Raw genomic sequence first — 16,862 nt, 5'->3', positions numbered from 1 at the left:
GCGGGCCGGGAAACCGGGCCGGCGGGGCGACGAAGGGCGGCAGGTTGCCTCGTGCGTACGAACGAACGCACTGCTGAAACGCGGTCCCCCCTCCCCGCCTGCCCGCTTCTTGTCTCCCTACTTTTGACGCAAGGGCGCGTAGACCGTCGAGCCGCGCCGGCTGGCGGGTTCGAGCCGTAAACGCGGTTGTAAAAATGACGCAATTTGACGCGGAAAACGCGGGGCGTGATGCACCGTTTACATTGAAAATAGGCCGGCCGCGCGGGGCGGCCGAAATTCGGCCCGTTATCGGCGGGATTTCGGCCGCCGTGAGGCGCGATCGGTGGCGAAAATGACGCCGGCGGTGAGCGGGAAGAGGGCGAGCGCGATGATCCAGAGCAAGAGCGCGCCGATGCAGTCGACGAGCGTGCGCAGCGCGCGGCCGGCGTCCGAGAGCAGGGCGCGCTCGGCGGGGAAGGTGATCAATGTTCGAATGCGGCGCTTGAAGTCGGGCGACATGCTAAATCCATCGGTCACGCGCCGGCGGTCAGAGCCGGCGCGGGTTTCATCAGGCAAAAATCAGGCCGCCGGCCCGGCCTTGTCTGCCGCAGGGATCACGTACGGGTCGAACCGAATGATTTCCTCGCCCGCCCAATCGTTGAAGGCGAGGAATTGCGCCTGTAGCGGCGCGATCTCATTGCGGGCGAAGACGCGAGCGGCGGTGTCAGCCGCGCCGAAACCGCCGGTGTTGCTCGGCACGATGCCGAGTAGTTGAGGCGGGACGCGGTGAGCAGCGAGAAGGTCGTCGCGCGTGACATTCTTGATGTTGAAGAATTCATCTTTCGCGGCGACCTCGGAAACGGGGATCAGTTGGATTCCGTCTTTGTGGCCGTTCGGAGAATACACGAAGAGATTGCGGAAATTACCCGGACCTTTCGACGACTTCAACGCGTCGCGAATCGCATCGACGTCGCCTTGCTGCTGCGCGGCGTCGGTCATGTACAGGATGAATCCGGCGTGACTGCCGTTCTCGTAGTAGCGGCGGCGGAAGAGCGTCGACGACTCATTAAGCCATGCGGCGTGAAGCGCGCCGAGATATTCGGGCAGGCCGTAGACCTCCTGATTGATGTCAGGTTCGAGCAAGTGAAAGATCGAGCCCGGATCGAATTCGTGCTTGACGCGAAAACCATCGGTCATGACGTACGTTTGCATATCGGGCTTGCGGCGCATGTATTTGCCCGGCGCAGACTCATAGCGCAAGACACCGCCGAGCCGGTTGAGCTGCCGCTCGATATAGCCATTGCCGAACGTCAGGAAATCGAGCGCAACGCGTCGAAACGACTCGCGCGAAAACTTCGCGTGCGGAATGAACGTCGACGCGAGCACGTTGCGCTTGAAGAAAAGCGCGGACGCGTGGTGTGTGCCGGCGCGCAGCGATTTCGCGAGGCCGCCGAAGCTGACGGGCGGCTCGTAGTACTCGCCATTCGAATAAATCTCGACGTAATCGAGAATCTCGGCGCGCGACATGACCGGCATCGGATCGCCGAACGTGAATGCGCTTGCTTCAGCCGTGGGTGCGATCGCCGGCACTGCTGCGGCGCTCGCGCCGGATTGGCCGCGATTCTTTTTCATTAGGAAATCTCCATAAAGCTGCGGTTATTCGTCGTCGAGCCTTCGAGCGGCTCATTGCCGAGTGCATGCAGGCACGCCCACGCCAAGTCGGCATGTCCGGTTTCCTCGCTACGGCTCGCGTGATACGTGACTTGCCGGCCGCTCGCGGTCATCGTCTTGCGAATCTGCATGAACGATTGAGCGAGATCGGTCCAGCCGGAATCAAATTCGAGTCGTGCTTTGCCAACGACGGAAAGTCCTTTCAGAACGAGACGGCTTTTGACTTCAGGCGAATAGTTGAGCGCGACGGCGGCCGGAAAGAACTGGCGCACAAGTTGATAGACACCTTGGCCGATGCCGGTTGTGTCGATCGCCATGTACGTGACGGTGTATCGTTGGGTGAGCTGCTTGATGCTCTCGGCCTGCCCCTCGAAATCCATGCCGCGCCATTGCAATTTTTCGAGCACGCGAAACTTTCCGCCTGGAACACTTGGGGGCGCAACGACGACACAGCCAGCGGAATCGCCGGTATGCGCAGGGTCGTAGCCAATCCAAACCGGACGATAGCCATAGGGTCGAGCGGAGAGAAATTCGACGTCTTCCCAAACTTCCCATGTGTCGACCATGCAGCGTTGAAGGTCCGCGAGCGGAAAGATCGACGCCGAGTCGTCGATGAACTGACACATGTACAGGTTCGCGAATTCCTCGGCGCTGTTTTCGAGGCGCAGCTCTTCGAGGTCGAACAGATCACAGCCGCGCGCTGCGGCGTCCTCAACCGTGACAATCTGACGCCATTGCCGGTCGTCGCACAGAAGGCCGTTCGCGAGCGCGCTATGCGAAACGTCAAGATGAACGTGATCGGCTTTCGCGCGGCCGCGATTGTAGTGATCGCCGGTCCAGAACGGATAAGCCTCGTGCGCAATGCTCGATGGCGTTGAGAAGTAGGTCTTTCGCCAGTGCTTATGGCTCGCCATGGCTTGCGCGACCTTGTTCAGCGTCTTGAAACCATGAACCCAAAAATATTCGTCGAAATAGAAATTGCCGTGATAGCTCTGCGCAGTTTTCGCGTTCGTGCTGAGAAAGAAAAGCTCGGCACCGTTCGGTAGAAGGATCGTTTCGCCGGTGAGCTCAACTTGCGCGACCTCGCGAGCGAACGCGCAGATGTACTGCCGGAACACATGCACCTGTGCCTTGCTGGCGGAAAGGAAAATTTGATTCCGGCCGGTTTCGAGCGCGTCGTCAAGCGCTTCACGAGCAAAATAAAACGTCGCGCCGATCTGTCGAGACTTGAGCAGGTTTCGCGTGCGGTTGCTGCCGGCCTCGTACCAGATGCGCTGATACGGAAACGCCGATTCGAGGAAAGCATCGTGTAGCTTGGCCTGCTGCTCGGGCGTGATGTTGTTTCGCGGCGCTCGCTTTTTCGGGCCTTCGTTGCGCGCCTTCAGATTCGGATTCAGGTCAGACGCCTTGCCAGTGTCGTCGTACTTGCGCACGCATGCCATGCGTTCGATCTGGCGCGTGAGCAAGTCAATCTCTTTGAAGTCGACGGGCTCTTTTACTTCCTTTGAAATGAGCACGATCAGGCGCGTTTCTAGTGCAGCCTCAACCTTCTCAGCAATGCTTGCCTTATCCCACTTATCGCGTTGCTTCCACGACTCAACTGTTGAGCGTGGCAAGCCGAGCTGATCCGCAATGGCGCTGACGCGATACCCCTTCCAGTAGAGGTCGCGCGCAACGCGTTGCGGATCGATATCGGGCGAGAGTGTCGGGGCATTTTCTAGCATGCCGAAAGCGTAACGGTCACTCGCGCGCGCGCGCATAAGAGTCGTTTGTACTCCGACGAATTACTGATGCGCTTCGTTGTTTGTCGGACTCGGCAAGTGCAACATTCACTTACACATGTCACATGTGGTAACGCCCAAATTGAACCTGAGAGGCTTTTCGATGAAACGTAAAACGATGCTGGCCGTCGCGGCCGGGATTTACGCCGTGGTCTGCATGATGGTGCCGGCGTACGCGCACGCTGCCGTAGTGCCCGCGCTTATGAACCACGTCGACGTGATCGGCGCACTCACCGGACATGCGCCGATGTTCGGCGCGGCAAGTCTCGCGGCACTCGGCATCGGTCAGATCACTGGCGTAGGCGCACATGCCGACACGACTTCGAAATGGTTTCGAGTCGCGGTCGAAGGTGCGACAACCGATGGCCGGAACATTCAACGCGAATGGATCGAACAGATGGCCGCGTCGTATGACCCGGAGAAGTACGGCGCACGCGTGAACTGCGAGCACATTCGCGGCTATGCCCCCTTGTCGGAAACGAATCCCTTCGGCGCGTACGGCGACGTGATCGCACTGAAGGCCGAAGCGCTCGCCGATGGTCCGCTCAAAGGTAAGTTCGCTTTGTATGCGCAGATCAAGCCGACGCCGGCGCTCGTGGCGCTCGTGAATGCCGGTCAGAAAATCTATACGTCGATCGAAATCAGCTATTCGTTCGCTGACACGAAGCAGGCTTATCTCATGGGCCTCGCGGTGACGGATAGCCCGGCGAGTCTCGGAACGGAAATCCTGCAGTTCGCGGCCGGCCTCGGCGCAAAGAATCCGCTGGCACACCGCAAGCAGAGCCCCGACAACGTCTTTTCAGTCGCGGAAGAAACCGCGATCGAATTCGAAGGCATCGAGCCGACGCAGACCGCGCCGAGCATCACATCACCGGGCCTCTTCGCTCGTGTCGCCGAAATCATCGGCCTCGTGCGCACCAAGGGCGCATCGGACGAAAAGCGCTTTGCCGATGCGGCGCAGGCAATCGAAGCACTCGCAACGCACAGTAACGAACAAGCGACGCGTGTCGAAGAGCTGTCGACGCAGCTCGACACCTTGCGAACCGAGCTCGACGCAGAGAAGGGCGCACACGCATCGACCGCGAAGCAACTCGAAGAGCTCACCGCAAAGCTGTCGACGCAGCCGAGCAGCGCACCGCGCGCGCCGGCGACCGGATCGAGCGGCGTGCAAACGACCGACTGCTGATCGTTCCGCTACCTGACCCGGCTTACCCCTCAACGTTTGGAGAAGTTCATGCGCAACAATACCCGCGCGCTGTTCAATGCCTATCTCGGCGCGATCGCACAGCTCAACGGCGTGCCCGATGCGTCGGTGAAATTCACGGTCGACCCGTCCGTGCAGCAAACACTCGAAGGCCGAATTCAGGCGTCGAGCGAATTCCTGAAGCGCATCAACATGATTGGTGTCGAAGAGCAGGCCGGTTCGAAAATCGGCCTCGGCATCGGCGCACCGATCGCCAGCACGACCGACACGAGCGCGAAAGATCGCACGCCCGTCGATCCGACGACGCTCGACGACAACGGCTACTTCTGCACGCAGACCAATTTCGACACGGCGCTGAAGTACTCGCGCCTCGATGCGTGGGCGCAAAAGCCCGAATTCCAGACGCTGATTCGCGACGCGATCGTGCAGCGCACGGCACTCGACCGGATTTGCATCGGCTTCAATGGCACGTCGCGCGCCGCATCGTCGGACCGCGCAGCGAATCCGCTGCTGCAGGACGTGAATAAGGGCTGGCTGCAAAAGTGGCGCGAAAACGCCGCCGATCGCGTGATGCACGAAGCCGTCGCAGGCTCGAACAAGGTCAAGGTCGGCACGGCCGCCGGCTCCGATTACAAGAATCTCGACGCGCTCGTGCTCGACGCGCTGCAACTGCTCGACGAGTGGTATCGCGATGATCCGGCCGTGGTGGTCGTGGTCGGTAGCGCGCTGCTGCATGACAAGTATTTCCCGCTCGTGAGCTCGGCGAACGTTGCGACCGAGCAGGCCGCGCTCGATATGGTCATCAGCGGCAAGCGCATCGGCGGCAAACAGGCCGTGAGCGCGCCGTTCTTCCCGGCGAACACGCTCGCGATCACGCGTCTCGACAATCTGTCGATCTATTACCAGAACGGCGGCCGCCGTCGCACGGTGGTGGACAACCCGAAGCGAGATCAGATCGAGAACTACGAATCGAGCAACGAGGCGTATGTCGTCGAAGACTACGGCTGTGGCGCGGTCGTGGAAAACATCGAGATTGAGGCGGCATAACGATGTCTAGCCCTGCTCGCCGACACCAAGCGCGCATTCGCGCAGCACAAGCGGCCGCATCGGTCGCGCCCGGTAAGACGCTCGCCGGCACGCGGCAATACGAGCTCATGCTCGCAAAGCTCGCGGTCGATAAGCGTCGACTGAAGTCGATTCAGTCGGTCGCACGAAAGATCGATGTGAAGCGCGAAGTGCTGCCGGAATACGTCGACTACGTCGCCGGCGTGCTTGATGGTGGGCGGGGCGCTCAAGACGATGTAATTGCAACGGTCATGATCTGGCGTATCGACGCGGGCGACTATGCCGGCGCGCTAGATATCGCGCGCTATGCGCTGCGGCACGCCATGACATTGCCTGAGCACTATGAGCGAGCGCTGCCGGCGGCGGTCGCAGAAGAATTCGCGGAGGCTGCATTGCGCGCCTTCAGCACCGGCGAAATTTTCCCGGTCGGCTTCCTGCAGGAAGTCGACGAGCTGACGCGATCGTATGACATGCACGATCAGATCAGAGCAAAGCTGCAGAAGGCACTCGGCTACGCGTTGGAGAAGTCCGACCCGGTTCGAGCGCTTGAAATGTTTCGCCGAGCCGTCGACTTGCACGATCGGATCGGCGTGAAAAAAGACATCACTCGACTCGAAAACGAGTTGAGGAGTGCGACGGCCAAAGCGGCCGGCCGCACGTAACGAGCCCCCCCGGCATCGACGGCACCGGCTGACGATCGCAACGGCTGAGCGCTACGCGATACCGACGCCGGTTCACCGTCCACTTATTCCGAGTCACGTGCTATGAGCAGTTTTATCGCGACCGCCGAACCGAATCCGCCGACGCCCGACGCGGCGACGATCGAAAACGACGGCTTCTTTCCCGATATCTCGCTCGACGAGCTGCGCGCATCGACGCGCCTCGATGGCACCGTGACACATGAGCGTTTGCGCGAGGCGACCATCGACGCGGTCGCGAGCGTGAACGCCGAGCTCTACACATGGCGCGTCGAGAAGCTCGCGGCCGGATTCGCGACGCTCGCCGATGTGCCTGCGCCGCGCGTCGCTGGCGAGAGCGTGCAGCTCGCGCGATACCGCCGCGCCGTGTTCAACATGACGCACGCCGACCTCACCGAACGCTATCGCGATTGGGACACGACAAAGTCGGGCGGGCAGAAGGCCGAAGACCTCGAAGCGACGATCTGCAGCGCGCGCCGTAACGTCAGGTGGGCGCTCAACGACTTGCGCGGCATCGCGCGATCGACCGTCGAGTTGATCTGATGAAGGTCACGACGCAACAAGGCGACACAGTAGACGCGCTGTGCTGGCGCATCTACGGTCGCACCGATGGCACCGTTGAGGCGGTGCTCGAAGCTAACGCGGGCCTCGCCGATTTGGGCCTCGTGCTGCCGCTCGGAACTGTCGTCGATATGCCTGCGCTCTCGACCGTCGAGAGCACGACGCCGCTATTGCAATTGTTTGACTGATCTTTGGAGCTGGCGACATGGCCGAACCGAACACCACAACCGCCGCAGCGCTGTCGGCAGCGATCGGACTCGCCGGCCTTGCGCCCGGAATCGACGGCAATGCGCTGATCGGCGCTTTCACCGGCGCGGCGCTTGTCGTCGTGACCTCGAAAGACATCGGCATTTTGCAGCGCATCGCGTACATGCTGATTTCGCTTGTGATGGGCTATCTCGCCGCGCCCGAAATCGTCAACGCGACGCCGATCCGATCGACGGGCGTCGCCGGCTTCTTTGCGGCCGCGCTCGTGATAACTGTCACGTTGCAACTGATCGAGCGCGTGAAAAACATCGATCTACTGGCATTCCTGAAGCGAGGCGGCTGATATGCACATCTCGTTTGCGGTGATCGCGCTCGCGGCTCACGTCGCGGCCATGCTGCGTGTCCTGTTCTATCGGCGCAACGGCGCCAGACACCGCCATCATGTTTCGTGGGTCGCATGGGCGGTCGTTGCGGTGTCGGGCGGATCGGCGATCGAGCTCGCACTGCACGCGAAGCACGTCGGATTTTTCGAAGCGGCGACGGCTGTCCTACTGGCGCTCTTCGTGTACGCCGCGCGCGGCAACATCGCGCGGCTCTTGTGGAGCAACGAACAATGAAAACGCATCGACTCGGCGACTTCGGCGACGATGTCGGCCTGCTGCAGCGTCGGCTCATTCGGGCCGGCTACACGCTTGCCGTGACGCATGTCTATGACGACGAAACGGAAACCGCCGTCAAGGCGATCCAGACGAAAACCGGGCTCGTCGTCGACGGCATCGCAGGACCGAAGACGCTCGCGGCGATCGCGACCGGCCGGCGCGATCCGAAGCACCTCGGCGACGCGGACATTGTCCAGGCGGCCGCCGCGCTCGGCGTGCAGGTCGCATGCGTGCGCGCGGTGAATGAAGTCGAGTCGAGCGGTTCGGGCTTCCTCTCTGATGGCCGGCCGGTGATTCTCTTCGAGCGTCACATTTTCTGGCAACGCCTGCAGGCGCGCGGCATCGATCCGGCACCGCTCGCGGCGCGCTATCCGAACATCGTCGCGCAGGATCGCGGCGGCTATAAGGGCGGACCGGCGGAATACATGCGCCTCGCATCGGCCGAATTGATCGACGCCGGCGCAGCGTACGAGTCGGCGAGTTGGGGCGCGTTTCAGGTGATGGGCGAGCACTGGAAGCGGCTCGGCTATGCAAGCGTCGACGAGTTCGTGTCGCGCATGGAAAACGGCGAGGGCGACCAGCTCGACGCCTTCGTGCGGTTCGTTGCGGCCGATGCGAATCTGCTCGCGGCGCTGAAGGCGCGCAAGTGGGTTCAGTTCGCGAAGGGATACAACGGCGCGGCCTATGCGCAAAATCTCTATGACGTGAAGCTGGCGCGCGCGTACGAGCGCTATGCGCCGGCGGAAAAGGCGGCCGCATGAATCCGATCATCGCGAAACTCGTCGCCGGCGCGATCGTGATCGCGGCGCTCGTGGGTGGCGTGCTCTACGTGCGCGAGCTGCACGCCGAGCTAGACGATGCAAATCATCAGCTCGAAACCGCGAAGCAGGGAATTGTCGACCGAAACAAGACGATCGCCGACCTGCAGCGCAACGCGAGCGAAAAAGCGAAGCAGCAAGCGCAGCTCGACAAGTCGACGACCGCCGTTCATGCGGCCGTCACGAGCGAACGCCAAGCAATCAAGAAGGTGATCAATGAAAATCCGACCGTTCGCACGTGGGCCGATACTCCTTTGCCTGCTGACGTTGTGCGCCTGTCAGCAAGCCCCGCTTACACCGGCACCGCGGATTTCGGTGCTGCAGTGTCAGACGATCACTCCGTGCACGCTGCCGGCGATGGCTCCGACAACTAATGGCGAGCTGCGTGCGGCGCTCACGACCGCCAAAGGCGCATGGGGTGCATGTGCGGCCAAAGTCGACATGATCGTTTCGTGCCAGACGGCCGCGCAGGCAGAAATCGACGCGCAGGCCGCGCCGGCGAAGCATGATTAAGCCGGCGAGCCTGCGCGCGGCGCTCGTCGCTGCTATCCCGACGCTTGCGGAAAATCCCGACAAGCTGACGGTATTCATCGATCAGGGATCGCTCGCAGCGACCGGCACGATATCGAGCTCGTTCGAGTATCGCTACGTGCTCAACGTGATCGTGCTGGATTTCGCCGGCGACGCCGACGACCTCTTTATTGCGATCGTCGATTGGGTGCGAAAGTATCAGTCGGACCTCGTGAGCAATTTCGATCAACGCTCGAACGGCATCACGTTCGAGATCGACATTCTCGACAACGCGACCGCCGATGTGTCGATCAAGCTGCAGATGACAGAAAGCGTCGTCGTCGGCACCGGCCCGACAGGCGAGCGCACCGTGACGCACATCGACGATTCGCAAGCGCTTGCCGACTCGATCACATGGACCGGTGAACCGTGGCCGAAGAGCTGAACCTCTTCGAAAACTGGCTCGGCGGCCTGCTCACGAAGCTCGACGCGCCGGCGCGACGTGCGGCGATGCGCGACATCGCGCGTGAGCTGCGCCGCAGTCAACAGGCGCGCATCGCGGCGCAACGCAATCCAGACGGGAGCGGCTACGATGCACGAAAGCCGCGACTCAAGCCCGGCGGCAAAGCGCTGCGCGACAAGCGCGGCCGCATCAAGCGCACGGCGATGTTTATGAAGCTGCGCACCGCGCGTTACCTGCAGACAGAAGTCGACGCGACCGGGCTCGCGATTGGCTTTTCTGGCCGCGTGTCGCGCGTGGCGCGCGTGCATCAGTTCGGCGAGACGGATCGCGTCGCGCCCGGCGGGAAAGACTACAAATACCCGGCGCGCGTGCTGCTCGGCTTCACGACAGAAGACCGCGAACTGATCCGCGACATGATCTTGAAGCACATCACCAAGTAACGATTCGAGCCCTGTTCGCAGGGCTTTTTTGTGTCCAGACGAAACACATAGCGCGTCGCTCGCCTCGCGCGCGCATGGCCGGCAACATGGCCGATATGGACGCTAACGAATTCCGCCGCTTGATTGTCAACCTGATCCGCAAAGGGTCAGTGTTCGCGGTCGACCTCTCGACGAACCCGCCGACCGTGCGCGTATCGGTGGGCGACCCCGAAGACACGAACAATCCCGGCCTGACGACGAACTGGATTCCGTTTTTCGCTGCGCGCGCAGGCGCGACGCGCGAATGGAATCCGCCGACTGTCGGCGAGCAGGTCGTGCTCTTTTGTCCGATGGGCGATCCGGCGCAAGGCGTCGCGCTGCCCGGCATCTTTTCCGACGCCGCGCCGGCACCGGCGCATAGCGCGGACGTGCACACGACCGTCTATCCAGATGGCGCAGTTATGCAGTACGACCATGCTGCGCACGAGCTGTCGGCGACGTTGCCGGCCGGCGCGACGGTGAAGGTAATTGCGCCGGGCGCGGTGAATGTGACGACGCAGACGGCGAACGTCAAAGCCGATTCGATCACGCTCGATGGCGATACGATCGTCACCAAGTCACTCACGGTGAAAGGCCAGTTCGCTTTCGAATCGGGCATGACGGGCAGTGGAGGCGAAGGCAAGACGATGACGATCGACGGCGCGGCTGATTTCAGCGGCGAAGTGAAGTCGGGAGGCGTCAGCGTGCCGCACCACTCGCACGCCGATCCGCAAGGCGGGACCGTGGGTGAGCCGATATGAAAGGGATGAACGCTAGCACCGGCCGCTCGCTCGGCGGCCTTTCGCACCTGTATCAGTCGATCGCAAAGATTCTGACGACGCCGCTCGCGTCGTGCGTCAAGCGTCGCGCGTTCGGCTCCGAGCTCTTCGATCTCGTCGACCAACCGAACAACGGCGCGGCGCGCACGCGTCTCTACGCGGCCGTCGCGACGGCGCTCATGCGATATGAGCCGCGTCTGACGATCACGCGCGTGCAACTGAGCACCGACGATTCGACTTTCGGCGGTGCGCAGGTATTAGACATCGAAGGCTATACGACCGAAACCGGCGACACGGTTCAGACCAAAGTCGACCTGACAACCGGACAAACGCTATGAGCACGTCAGCATTAATCGACCTCGCTAGCCTGCCGCTTCCTGATGTGCTCGAAGTGCTCGACTTTGAGAGCATTCTCGCGACGCGTAAGGCCGCGCTCATTGCGCTGTGGCCGGAAGACGAGCAGGCCGATATCGCGGCGACCGTCGAGCTCGAATCCGAGCCGCTCGCGCGTCTGCTGCAGGAGAACAGTTATCGCGAGCTCGTGCTGCGTCAGCGGATCAACGATGCGACGCGCGCCGTGATGCTCGCTTTCGCGACCGGAAACGACCTCGCGCAGCGCGCGGCGCTTTTCGGGCTGCTGCGTCTCGTCGTGACGCCGGCCGATCCGGAGAACAACATCGACGAAGTCGACGAAGACGACGACGATCTGCGCCGGCGCATTCAGCTCGCGCCGCAAGGATTTAGCGTCGCCGGGCCGGCGGCCGCGTATGTCTCGAAGGCGCTCGCCGTCGACGGGCAACTGCTCGATGCGAAGACCTCGCGCCCACAACCGGGCGACGTGCTTGTGACGCTGCTCGCGCGCGACGGCGACGGCACGGTGCCGCAGTCGATCATCGACGCGGTCGATGACGCACTGAGCGCGGAAGATCAGCGGCCGCTCAATGACACCGTCTTTGTCGCCTCGGCGGAAATCGTTGCGTATCGCATTCACGCGAAGGGCTACACGAAATCGGCCGTGGGCGCTGATGTGCTGCTCGCGCAGGCCGCGAAAAATGCGCAGGCGTATGCGGACAAGGTGCACCGCATCGGCGTCGGCGTGGCAGTGTCGGCAATCACCGGTGTGTTGCAGGCCGCCGGCCTCACCAAGACGGAACTGATCGAGCCGGCCGCAGACCTTGTAATCGACGACACGCAGGCGTCCTTTTGCCTCGAAGTTGTGATCGAGAACGGCGGTATCTATGCCTAATCTGCTGCCGCCGAATGCGACCACGCTCGAAAAGCGCACCGCGACCGCGATCGGCGCGATCGACGATCTGCCGATCCCGATTCGCGACTATTGGAATCCCGACACGTGCCCGGCGGCGCTGCTGCCGTATCTCGCGGCCGAAGTGTCCGTTGATGGATGGGAGCTCGCCGAGTCAGACGCCGCACGGCGCGCGCTGATCAAGGGCGCGATTCAACTGCATCAGAAGCGCGGCACGCCATGGGCCGTGCGCGAAGTGATTCGCCGGCTTGGTTTCGGCGAAGTGACGATCGTCGAAGGGCGGCGCATTCGCCGGCGCGACGGCAGCACGACGCGCAATGGCGATTACTTGCACGGCGATGCGTCGGCGTGGGCGCAATACATCGTGCGTCTCTCGCAGCCGATCACGGTTGACCAAGCGATGAACCTGCGCGCCGTGCTCGAACGGTATGCGCCGCAGCGCTCGCAGCTCGTGTCGCTCGATTATCAGCAAGCCGAAATTCGGCATAACGGCGTCGCGCTGCGCAACGGCCAATACACAAGAGGGAGCGTCCAAGCATGACGAATATCGTCGATCAGGATCAGTGGGAAGCGGGGATTTACCAGTACGAGACGTCTGACCCGGTCGAAGGTGGACCGGACGGCATCGATAACAAGCCGCTTAAGCAGCTCGCGAACCGAACGAAGTATCTATTCAATCGAATCGCGGAAATCTTTAACGTCGCAAAGGCATATTCGCTCGCCGGCGGCACCGCGAACGCGATCACTGCATCGTATGCGCCGGTCGTGACCGCTCGCGTCGACGGCATGGTGCTGCGTTTCAAAGCCGCGTCGGCGAACACCGGCGCGACGACTTTCACGCCAAACGCGACAGATGCGCCGATCATCGCACCGAGCCCGATCTATGGGCTCGATCACGCGCCATTGACCGGTGGTGAGATTGTCGTGAACGGGCTGTGTGCCGTGCAGTGGAATTCCGCTTTGAACAGCGGCAACGGTGCATGGGTACTGATCGAGAACAGTGCGGGTATCAGAAAGGGCGTCACGCCCGCGCAGTTCGTAAGCGACACGTCAATTGCCACGATGGCGGCTCTGCAGCAAGCGCTCGGCAATTATGCAGGACTTGTCGGAGCCGTTAGCCAGACGCTAACGCCGGCAAGCGTTGGATCGGCGAATATCCAGATTGCTAGCGCGGCATCAACGCAAGTGTTGCCGTTGTGTTCATCCATTGCTCGCGGCGCGGCTATCGATTTCGTCAATCAGACAAACGTCAACATGACGATAAATCGTCAAGGCACCGACACCATTTCTGTGAATGGCTCGGCGCTCACAACTCTGACGTTGCAGCCGGGCGAGGCTGTCACTCTGATTAGCAACGGGACAAACGGCTGGTATGCGTTTGGCGGCAATCTGATGAACCGCTATTCGTCGCAATTTACTGCATCGCTGGTCGGTTCCGGCTATCAAAAGCTACCAAGCGGCTTGATTATCCAGTGGATGAATCTCACAAGCAGCGCATCGGCGGACACTCCTGTCACATGGCCTATCGCTTTTCCTACGGCATGCTTAAACGTTGTTGTCACACCGAATAACAACGGATTTTCGTTCGCTACACAGTACAACCAATCAAAGACAGGTTGCCTTTTGAATAACTGGACAACATCCGGGAGTACTCCGTCGCGAATGTCCGGTGGCGTGCAGCTTATTTCGATCGGATACTAAAAAATCATGAGCCAAAAACAAGCCGCATACGACGCATCGAGCAACGAGCTCGTCAAGCCGATCATCGCTTTCTATGACACCGTTGATAGCCCCGCGCCAGATGGCGCGAGCGTCATCGATATAACGGATGACGAATGGATTTTCTGCATTAGCAACCAGGGCACACGCGGCGTGAAAGATGGCGGGCTCGCCGACATGCCGCCGCCGTCTAACGCCGAGCTGCTCGCGGCGGCGCAAGCCGCAAAAGTTGCCGAGCTGTCGGCCGCATGCAAAGCAACGATCTACGCAGGCTTTTCGTCGAGCGCGCTCGGCGAGCTCTTCAGCTATCCGGCGAAAGACACCGATCAGCAAAACCTCGCATCGAGCGTGCTCGCCTCGCTCATGCCCGGCAATGCGGCCGATTGGTCGACGCCGTTTTGGTGCGCCGATGCATCCGGCCAATGGGAGTTTCGTGCGCACACGGCCGCGCAGATTCAGCGCGTAGGCCAGGACGGCAAAGCCGCAATCCTCGACGCGATGGCGCGCAATGCGCAGCTCGCTGCGCAAGTTGCGGCCGCCGAATCAGTCGACGCAGTAAATGCAATCGCGTGGAGCTGAGCGTGTTCTCGTGCTGGATTCGAAACGTGCTCGTGGCGCTCGATCAGCTCGCGAACACGATCGCATTAGGCGATCCCGACGAGACGATATCGAGCCGCGCGGGCAAGGCCATGCAAGAGGGCAAGCGATGGGGCTGCGTGCTCTGTCGTTGCCTCGATCTGCTGCAGAAAGACCATTGCCTGAAGTCGATCGAATCGGATGAAGGTGCGCGCGCGCTCTTTCCCGAAAACCAGAGCGGCGCATCGAACGATTCGACCGCGACACTTTCCCGTATCACCTCACCCTCGGAGTGAAACAACATGGCGCAGGACTATCACCACGGCGTACGCGTCGTTGAAATTAATTCGGGCACGCGCCCGATTCGCACGGTATCGACTGCTGTCGTGGGCGTCGTGTGCACGGCAGAAGACGCCGACGCGACGATGTTCCCGCTCGATACACCCGTATTGATCACGAACGTTGTCGCCGCGCTCGGCAAAGCCGGCACCAAAGGCACGCTGTACAAGACGCTCAATGCGATCGGTCAGCAAACCAAGCCGGTGACGGTTGTCGTGCGCGTTGCTGAAGGTGCGGACGCGGCCGCGACGACGACGAACGTCATCGGCTCGGTGACGGCAGATGGCAAATACACCGGCATGAAAGCGCTGCTCGCCGCGCAGGCGCAGCTCGGCGTCAAGCCGCGGATTCTCGGCGCGCCGGACCTCGACACGCAGCCGGTCACGGCCGCGCTCGCCGCGATCGCGCAATCGCTGCGCGGGTTCGTGTACGCCTATGCGAGCGGATGCAAGACGAAAGAGGAAGTCACGACCTATCGCGCTCAATTCAGCCAGCGCGAAGTCATGATCATGTGGCCGAATTTCCTCGCTTGGGATTCGACGGCGAACGCGAATGTCGAAGTGCCGGCCGTCGCGTATGCGATGGGCCTGCGCGCCAAGATCGACAACGACACCGGCTGGCATAAGACCCTGTCGAATGTCGGCGTGAATGGCGTCGTGGGAATCTCGGCTGATGTGTCGTGGGACTTGCAAGACCCGGCGACCGACGCGGGCTATCTCAACGAGCTCGACGTGACGACGCTCATCAACAAAGACGGCTATCGGTTTTGGGGCTCGCGTACCTGTTCCGACGATCCGCTCTTTCAGTTCGAGAACTACACGCGCACGGCGCAGGTCATCGCGGATTCGATCGCAGAAGCGCAGATGCCTGTCATCGACGGCCCGCTCAATCCGTCGCTGCCGCGCGACATCATCGAAGCGATCAACGGCAAGTTCCGCGAGTGGGTGTCGCAGGGTTACATGATCGGCGGTTCGTCGTGGTTTGACCCGGAGCCGAACACGACCGATGTGCTGAAGTCGGGCAAGGCGTACATCGACTATGACTACACGCCGGTGCCGCCGCTCGAAAACTTGGTGCTGCAGCAACGCATCACCGATCGTTACCTCGCCGACTTCGCCTCGCGCGTGAACGCGTAACCACACACGCCATATCGGCACGTATAGGAGCCTCACAACATGGGTATGCCTCGTAAGCTGAAGGGGTTCAACCTCTTCCACAACGGCGAGAATTTCGTCGGGCAAGTCGGCGAAATCACGCTGCCGAAGCTGACGCGAAAGATGGAAGACTGGCAGGGCGGCGGCATGAGCGGCCCGATCAAGGTCGATTTCGGTCAGGAAGGCATTCAGATGGAATGGACCGCCGGCGGCCTCATGAAATCGGTGCTCACACAATACGGCATCACGAAGCATGACGGCGTGCTGCTGCGATTCGCAGGCGGCTATCAGGCGGAAGACTCGACCTCGTACGACTCCGTCGAGATCGTCGTGAAGGGTCGTCACATGGAAATCGATCCGGGCACAGCGAAGGCGAAGGAAGACACGTCTTTCAAGGTGACGACCGTCGCCAGCTACTACAAGCTGAGCATCAACGGCGAAGACATCATCGAGCTCGATTTCGTCAACATGATCGAAAAGGTCGGCGGCACTGATCTGCTCGCGGCGCTGCGCACCGCGATCGGCCTGTAACCGAACCACACGCGGGCCGGCCATGACCGGCTCGCGATCATTCACATCACGCCACAAGGGACAGCATGAAAACGAACAAGCAGACCAATACGCAAGACGCCGTCGACGTTGTCGCCGAGCTCGTCGAAGACCCGAACACGCACACGCTCGACACGCCGCTCGTGCGCGGCAATCAGACCATCGATAAGGTCACGTTGCGCAAACCGAAGTCGGGCGAGCTGCGCGGCGCGTCGCTCTCCGATCTCGTGAATCTCGACGTGGTTGCGCTCTCGAAGGTGCTGCCGCGCATCAGCACGCCGACGCTGACCGAGCAGGATGTCGCGAACATCGATCCGGCTGACCTCGTGATGCTGGGAGGCATCTTTGCAGGTTTTTTGACGCCGAAGGCCGTGAAGTCGAAGCTGGAATCCCTGAACGGGTAGAAGA

25 protein-coding genes are annotated in these 16,862 nt (G+C 61.4%); 22 read left to right on the top strand and 3 right to left on the bottom strand.

What is annotated here, in order from left to right:
* Window positions 1-285: 285 nt before the first annotated feature.
* The 3 genes from NCS67_RS16790 to NCS67_RS16780 are packed head-to-tail and all read right to left on the bottom strand — an operon-like array spanning window position 286 to window position 3,374.
* The gene (locus tag NCS67_RS16790) at window positions 286-498 is read right to left on the bottom strand and encodes a hypothetical protein (RefSeq protein ID WP_250435799.1); all 213 of its coding nucleotides are present in this window, start codon (window positions 496-498) and stop codon (window positions 286-288) included.
* Between the two features lie 60 nt (window positions 499-558).
* The gene (locus NCS67_RS16785; RefSeq protein WP_250435798.1) at window positions 559-1,611 is read right to left on the bottom strand and encodes a phage portal protein; all 1,053 of its coding nucleotides are present in this window, start codon (window positions 1,609-1,611) and stop codon (window positions 559-561) included.
* Window positions 1,611-3,374 (bottom strand): terminase ATPase subunit family protein, encoded by a 1,764-nt coding sequence (locus tag NCS67_RS16780; RefSeq protein WP_250435796.1) that lies wholly within the window; start codon window positions 3,372-3,374, stop codon window positions 1,611-1,613. The genes NCS67_RS16785 and NCS67_RS16780 overlap by 1 nt, the downstream gene beginning before the upstream one ends.
* Before the next feature lie 160 nt (window positions 3,375-3,534).
* Between NCS67_RS16780 and NCS67_RS16775 the strand changes: the two genes are divergently transcribed.
* The 22 genes from NCS67_RS16775 to NCS67_RS16670 all read left to right on the top strand — a co-directional run bounded on the left by NCS67_RS16775 (window position 3,535) and on the right by NCS67_RS16670 (window position 16,858).
* On the top strand, window positions 3,535-4,617 hold the full coding sequence (locus NCS67_RS16775; protein WP_250435794.1) for a GPO family capsid scaffolding protein: 1,083 nt from the start codon (window positions 3,535-3,537) through the stop codon (window positions 4,615-4,617).
* A gap of 48 nt (window positions 4,618-4,665) precedes the next feature.
* Window positions 4,666-5,682 (top strand): phage major capsid protein, P2 family, encoded by a 1,017-nt coding sequence (locus NCS67_RS16770; protein ID WP_250435792.1) that lies wholly within the window; start codon window positions 4,666-4,668, stop codon window positions 5,680-5,682.
* Window positions 5,679-6,362 (top strand): phage terminase small subunit, encoded by a 684-nt coding sequence (gene gpM, locus NCS67_RS16765; RefSeq protein ID WP_250435978.1) that lies wholly within the window; start codon window positions 5,679-5,681, stop codon window positions 6,360-6,362. Before NCS67_RS16770 ends, gpM begins: the two co-directional genes overlap by 4 nt.
* A 102-nt stretch (window positions 6,363-6,464) precedes the next feature.
* Window positions 6,465-6,941, top strand: coding sequence for a head completion/stabilization protein (locus NCS67_RS16760; protein WP_250435791.1), 477 nt, complete (start codon window positions 6,465-6,467; stop codon window positions 6,939-6,941).
* Window positions 6,941-7,147, top strand: coding sequence for a tail protein X (locus tag NCS67_RS16755; protein ID WP_250435790.1), 207 nt, complete (start codon window positions 6,941-6,943; stop codon window positions 7,145-7,147). The genes NCS67_RS16760 and NCS67_RS16755 overlap by 1 nt, the downstream gene beginning before the upstream one ends.
* 17 nt (window positions 7,148-7,164) lie before the next feature.
* Entirely contained in the window at window positions 7,165-7,509 is a 345-nt protein-coding gene (locus NCS67_RS16750; protein WP_250435789.1) for a putative holin, read from the top strand.
* Window position 7,510: 1 nt separating this feature from the next.
* Window positions 7,511-7,783, top strand: a complete 273-nt coding sequence (locus NCS67_RS16745; protein WP_250435788.1) for a phage holin family protein — start codon at window positions 7,511-7,513, stop codon at window positions 7,781-7,783.
* The gene (locus tag NCS67_RS16740) at window positions 7,780-8,586 is read left to right on the top strand and encodes an N-acetylmuramidase domain-containing protein (RefSeq protein ID WP_250435787.1); all 807 of its coding nucleotides are present in this window, start codon (window positions 7,780-7,782) and stop codon (window positions 8,584-8,586) included. Before NCS67_RS16745 ends, NCS67_RS16740 begins: the two co-directional genes overlap by 4 nt.
* Complete coding sequence (gene lysB, locus NCS67_RS16735; RefSeq protein WP_250435786.1) at window positions 8,583-9,017, top strand: Rz-like lysis system protein LysB; 435 nt, start codon at window positions 8,583-8,585, stop codon at window positions 9,015-9,017. The genes NCS67_RS16740 and lysB overlap by 4 nt, the downstream gene beginning before the upstream one ends.
* A complete protein-coding gene (gene lysC, locus NCS67_RS16730) occupies window positions 8,911-9,156 on the top strand; it encodes an Rz1-like lysis system protein LysC (protein WP_250435785.1) in 246 nt (81 codons plus the stop codon). The genes lysB and lysC overlap by 107 nt, the downstream gene beginning before the upstream one ends.
* Entirely contained in the window at window positions 9,149-9,598 is a 450-nt protein-coding gene (locus NCS67_RS16725) for a phage tail protein (protein ID WP_250435784.1), read from the top strand. The genes lysC and NCS67_RS16725 overlap by 8 nt, the downstream gene beginning before the upstream one ends.
* Window positions 9,583-10,056 (top strand): phage virion morphogenesis protein, encoded by a 474-nt coding sequence (locus NCS67_RS16720; RefSeq protein ID WP_250435782.1) that lies wholly within the window; start codon window positions 9,583-9,585, stop codon window positions 10,054-10,056. Before NCS67_RS16725 ends, NCS67_RS16720 begins: the two co-directional genes overlap by 16 nt.
* Window positions 10,057-10,151: 95 nt before the next feature.
* Window positions 10,152-10,835, top strand: coding sequence for a phage baseplate assembly protein V (locus NCS67_RS16715; protein WP_250435977.1), 684 nt, complete (start codon window positions 10,152-10,154; stop codon window positions 10,833-10,835).
* Entirely contained in the window at window positions 10,832-11,191 is a 360-nt protein-coding gene (locus NCS67_RS16710) for a GPW/gp25 family protein (RefSeq protein ID WP_250435781.1), read from the top strand. The genes NCS67_RS16715 and NCS67_RS16710 overlap by 4 nt, the downstream gene beginning before the upstream one ends.
* Window positions 11,188-12,099 carry a baseplate J/gp47 family protein gene (locus NCS67_RS16705; protein ID WP_250435779.1) on the top strand — a complete coding sequence of 304 codons (912 nt, stop codon included), beginning with the start codon at window positions 11,188-11,190 and terminating at the stop codon, window positions 12,097-12,099. Before NCS67_RS16710 ends, NCS67_RS16705 begins: the two co-directional genes overlap by 4 nt.
* A complete protein-coding gene (locus tag NCS67_RS16700; RefSeq protein WP_250435777.1) occupies window positions 12,092-12,658 on the top strand; it encodes a phage tail protein I in 567 nt (188 codons plus the stop codon). The genes NCS67_RS16705 and NCS67_RS16700 overlap by 8 nt, the downstream gene beginning before the upstream one ends.
* The gene (locus NCS67_RS16695; RefSeq protein ID WP_250435776.1) at window positions 12,655-13,818 is read left to right on the top strand and encodes a gp53-like domain-containing protein; all 1,164 of its coding nucleotides are present in this window, start codon (window positions 12,655-12,657) and stop codon (window positions 13,816-13,818) included. Before NCS67_RS16700 ends, NCS67_RS16695 begins: the two co-directional genes overlap by 4 nt.
* A 6-nt stretch (window positions 13,819-13,824) precedes the next feature.
* On the top strand, window positions 13,825-14,415 hold the full coding sequence (locus tag NCS67_RS16690; protein ID WP_250435775.1) for a DUF4376 domain-containing protein: 591 nt from the start codon (window positions 13,825-13,827) through the stop codon (window positions 14,413-14,415).
* 2 nt (window positions 14,416-14,417) lie between these two features.
* Window positions 14,418-14,708 (top strand): hypothetical protein, encoded by a 291-nt coding sequence (locus tag NCS67_RS16685; protein ID WP_250435774.1) that lies wholly within the window; start codon window positions 14,418-14,420, stop codon window positions 14,706-14,708.
* Window positions 14,709-14,714: 6 nt separating this feature from the next.
* Window positions 14,715-15,887, top strand: a complete 1,173-nt coding sequence (locus tag NCS67_RS16680; protein ID WP_250435773.1) for a phage tail sheath protein — start codon at window positions 14,715-14,717, stop codon at window positions 15,885-15,887.
* A 39-nt stretch (window positions 15,888-15,926) separates the two neighbouring features.
* Window positions 15,927-16,436: a phage major tail tube protein gene (locus tag NCS67_RS16675; RefSeq protein WP_250435772.1), complete on the top strand. Its 510-nt coding sequence runs from the start codon at window positions 15,927-15,929 to the stop codon at window positions 16,434-16,436.
* A 65-nt stretch (window positions 16,437-16,501) separates the two neighbouring features.
* Window positions 16,502-16,858, top strand: a complete 357-nt coding sequence (locus tag NCS67_RS16670; RefSeq protein WP_250435771.1) for a phage tail assembly protein — start codon at window positions 16,502-16,504, stop codon at window positions 16,856-16,858.
* The last annotated feature ends 4 nt before the right edge of the window (window positions 16,859-16,862 follow it).

The organism is Caballeronia sp. ATUFL_F2_KS9A, assembly GCF_023630765.1.
GTDB classification, from domain to species: Bacteria; Pseudomonadota; Gammaproteobacteria; order Burkholderiales; family Burkholderiaceae; genus Caballeronia; species Caballeronia zhejiangensis.
The sequence above is the reverse complement of the archived record's forward strand: the minus strand, read 5'-3'. Positions and strand labels throughout refer to the sequence as shown.

Excerpts from the sequence above, each read along its gene's own strand:
- lysB (WP_250435786.1), top strand. The coding sequence starts at position 8,583 with ATGAATCCGATCATCGCGAAACTCGTCGCCGGCGCGATCGTGATCGCG.
- NCS67_RS16700 (WP_250435777.1), top strand. The coding sequence starts at position 12,092 with ATGCCTAATCTGCTGCCGCCGAATGCGACCACGCTCGAAAAGCGCACC.
- NCS67_RS16755 (WP_250435790.1), top strand. The coding sequence starts at position 6,941 with ATGAAGGTCACGACGCAACAAGGCGACACAGTAGACGCGCTGTGCTGG.
- NCS67_RS16745 (WP_250435788.1), top strand. The coding sequence starts at position 7,511 with ATGCACATCTCGTTTGCGGTGATCGCGCTCGCGGCTCACGTCGCGGCC.
- NCS67_RS16760 (WP_250435791.1), top strand. The coding sequence starts at position 6,465 with ATGAGCAGTTTTATCGCGACCGCCGAACCGAATCCGCCGACGCCCGAC.
- NCS67_RS16670 (WP_250435771.1), top strand. The coding sequence starts at position 16,502 with ATGAAAACGAACAAGCAGACCAATACGCAAGACGCCGTCGACGTTGTC.
- NCS67_RS16775 (WP_250435794.1), top strand. The coding sequence starts at position 3,535 with ATGAAACGTAAAACGATGCTGGCCGTCGCGGCCGGGATTTACGCCGTG.
- NCS67_RS16740 (WP_250435787.1), top strand. The coding sequence starts at position 7,780 with ATGAAAACGCATCGACTCGGCGACTTCGGCGACGATGTCGGCCTGCTG.
- NCS67_RS16695 (WP_250435776.1), top strand. The coding sequence starts at position 12,655 with ATGACGAATATCGTCGATCAGGATCAGTGGGAAGCGGGGATTTACCAG.
- NCS67_RS16770 (WP_250435792.1), top strand. The coding sequence starts at position 4,666 with ATGCGCAACAATACCCGCGCGCTGTTCAATGCCTATCTCGGCGCGATC.
- NCS67_RS16715 (WP_250435977.1), top strand. The coding sequence starts at position 10,152 with ATGGACGCTAACGAATTCCGCCGCTTGATTGTCAACCTGATCCGCAAA.
- NCS67_RS16680 (WP_250435773.1), top strand. The coding sequence starts at position 14,715 with ATGGCGCAGGACTATCACCACGGCGTACGCGTCGTTGAAATTAATTCG.
- NCS67_RS16750 (WP_250435789.1), top strand. The coding sequence starts at position 7,165 with ATGGCCGAACCGAACACCACAACCGCCGCAGCGCTGTCGGCAGCGATC.
- NCS67_RS16690 (WP_250435775.1), top strand. The coding sequence starts at position 13,825 with ATGAGCCAAAAACAAGCCGCATACGACGCATCGAGCAACGAGCTCGTC.
- NCS67_RS16785 (WP_250435798.1), bottom strand. The coding sequence starts at position 1,611 with ATGAAAAAGAATCGCGGCCAATCCGGCGCGAGCGCCGCAGCAGTGCCG.
- NCS67_RS16780 (WP_250435796.1), bottom strand. The coding sequence starts at position 3,374 with ATGCTAGAAAATGCCCCGACACTCTCGCCCGATATCGATCCGCAACGC.
- NCS67_RS16675 (WP_250435772.1), top strand. The coding sequence starts at position 15,927 with ATGGGTATGCCTCGTAAGCTGAAGGGGTTCAACCTCTTCCACAACGGC.
- NCS67_RS16710 (WP_250435781.1), top strand. The coding sequence starts at position 10,832 with ATGAAAGGGATGAACGCTAGCACCGGCCGCTCGCTCGGCGGCCTTTCG.
- NCS67_RS16725 (WP_250435784.1), top strand. The coding sequence starts at position 9,149 with ATGATTAAGCCGGCGAGCCTGCGCGCGGCGCTCGTCGCTGCTATCCCG.
- NCS67_RS16705 (WP_250435779.1), top strand. The coding sequence starts at position 11,188 with ATGAGCACGTCAGCATTAATCGACCTCGCTAGCCTGCCGCTTCCTGAT.
- NCS67_RS16790 (WP_250435799.1), bottom strand. The coding sequence starts at position 498 with ATGTCGCCCGACTTCAAGCGCCGCATTCGAACATTGATCACCTTCCCC.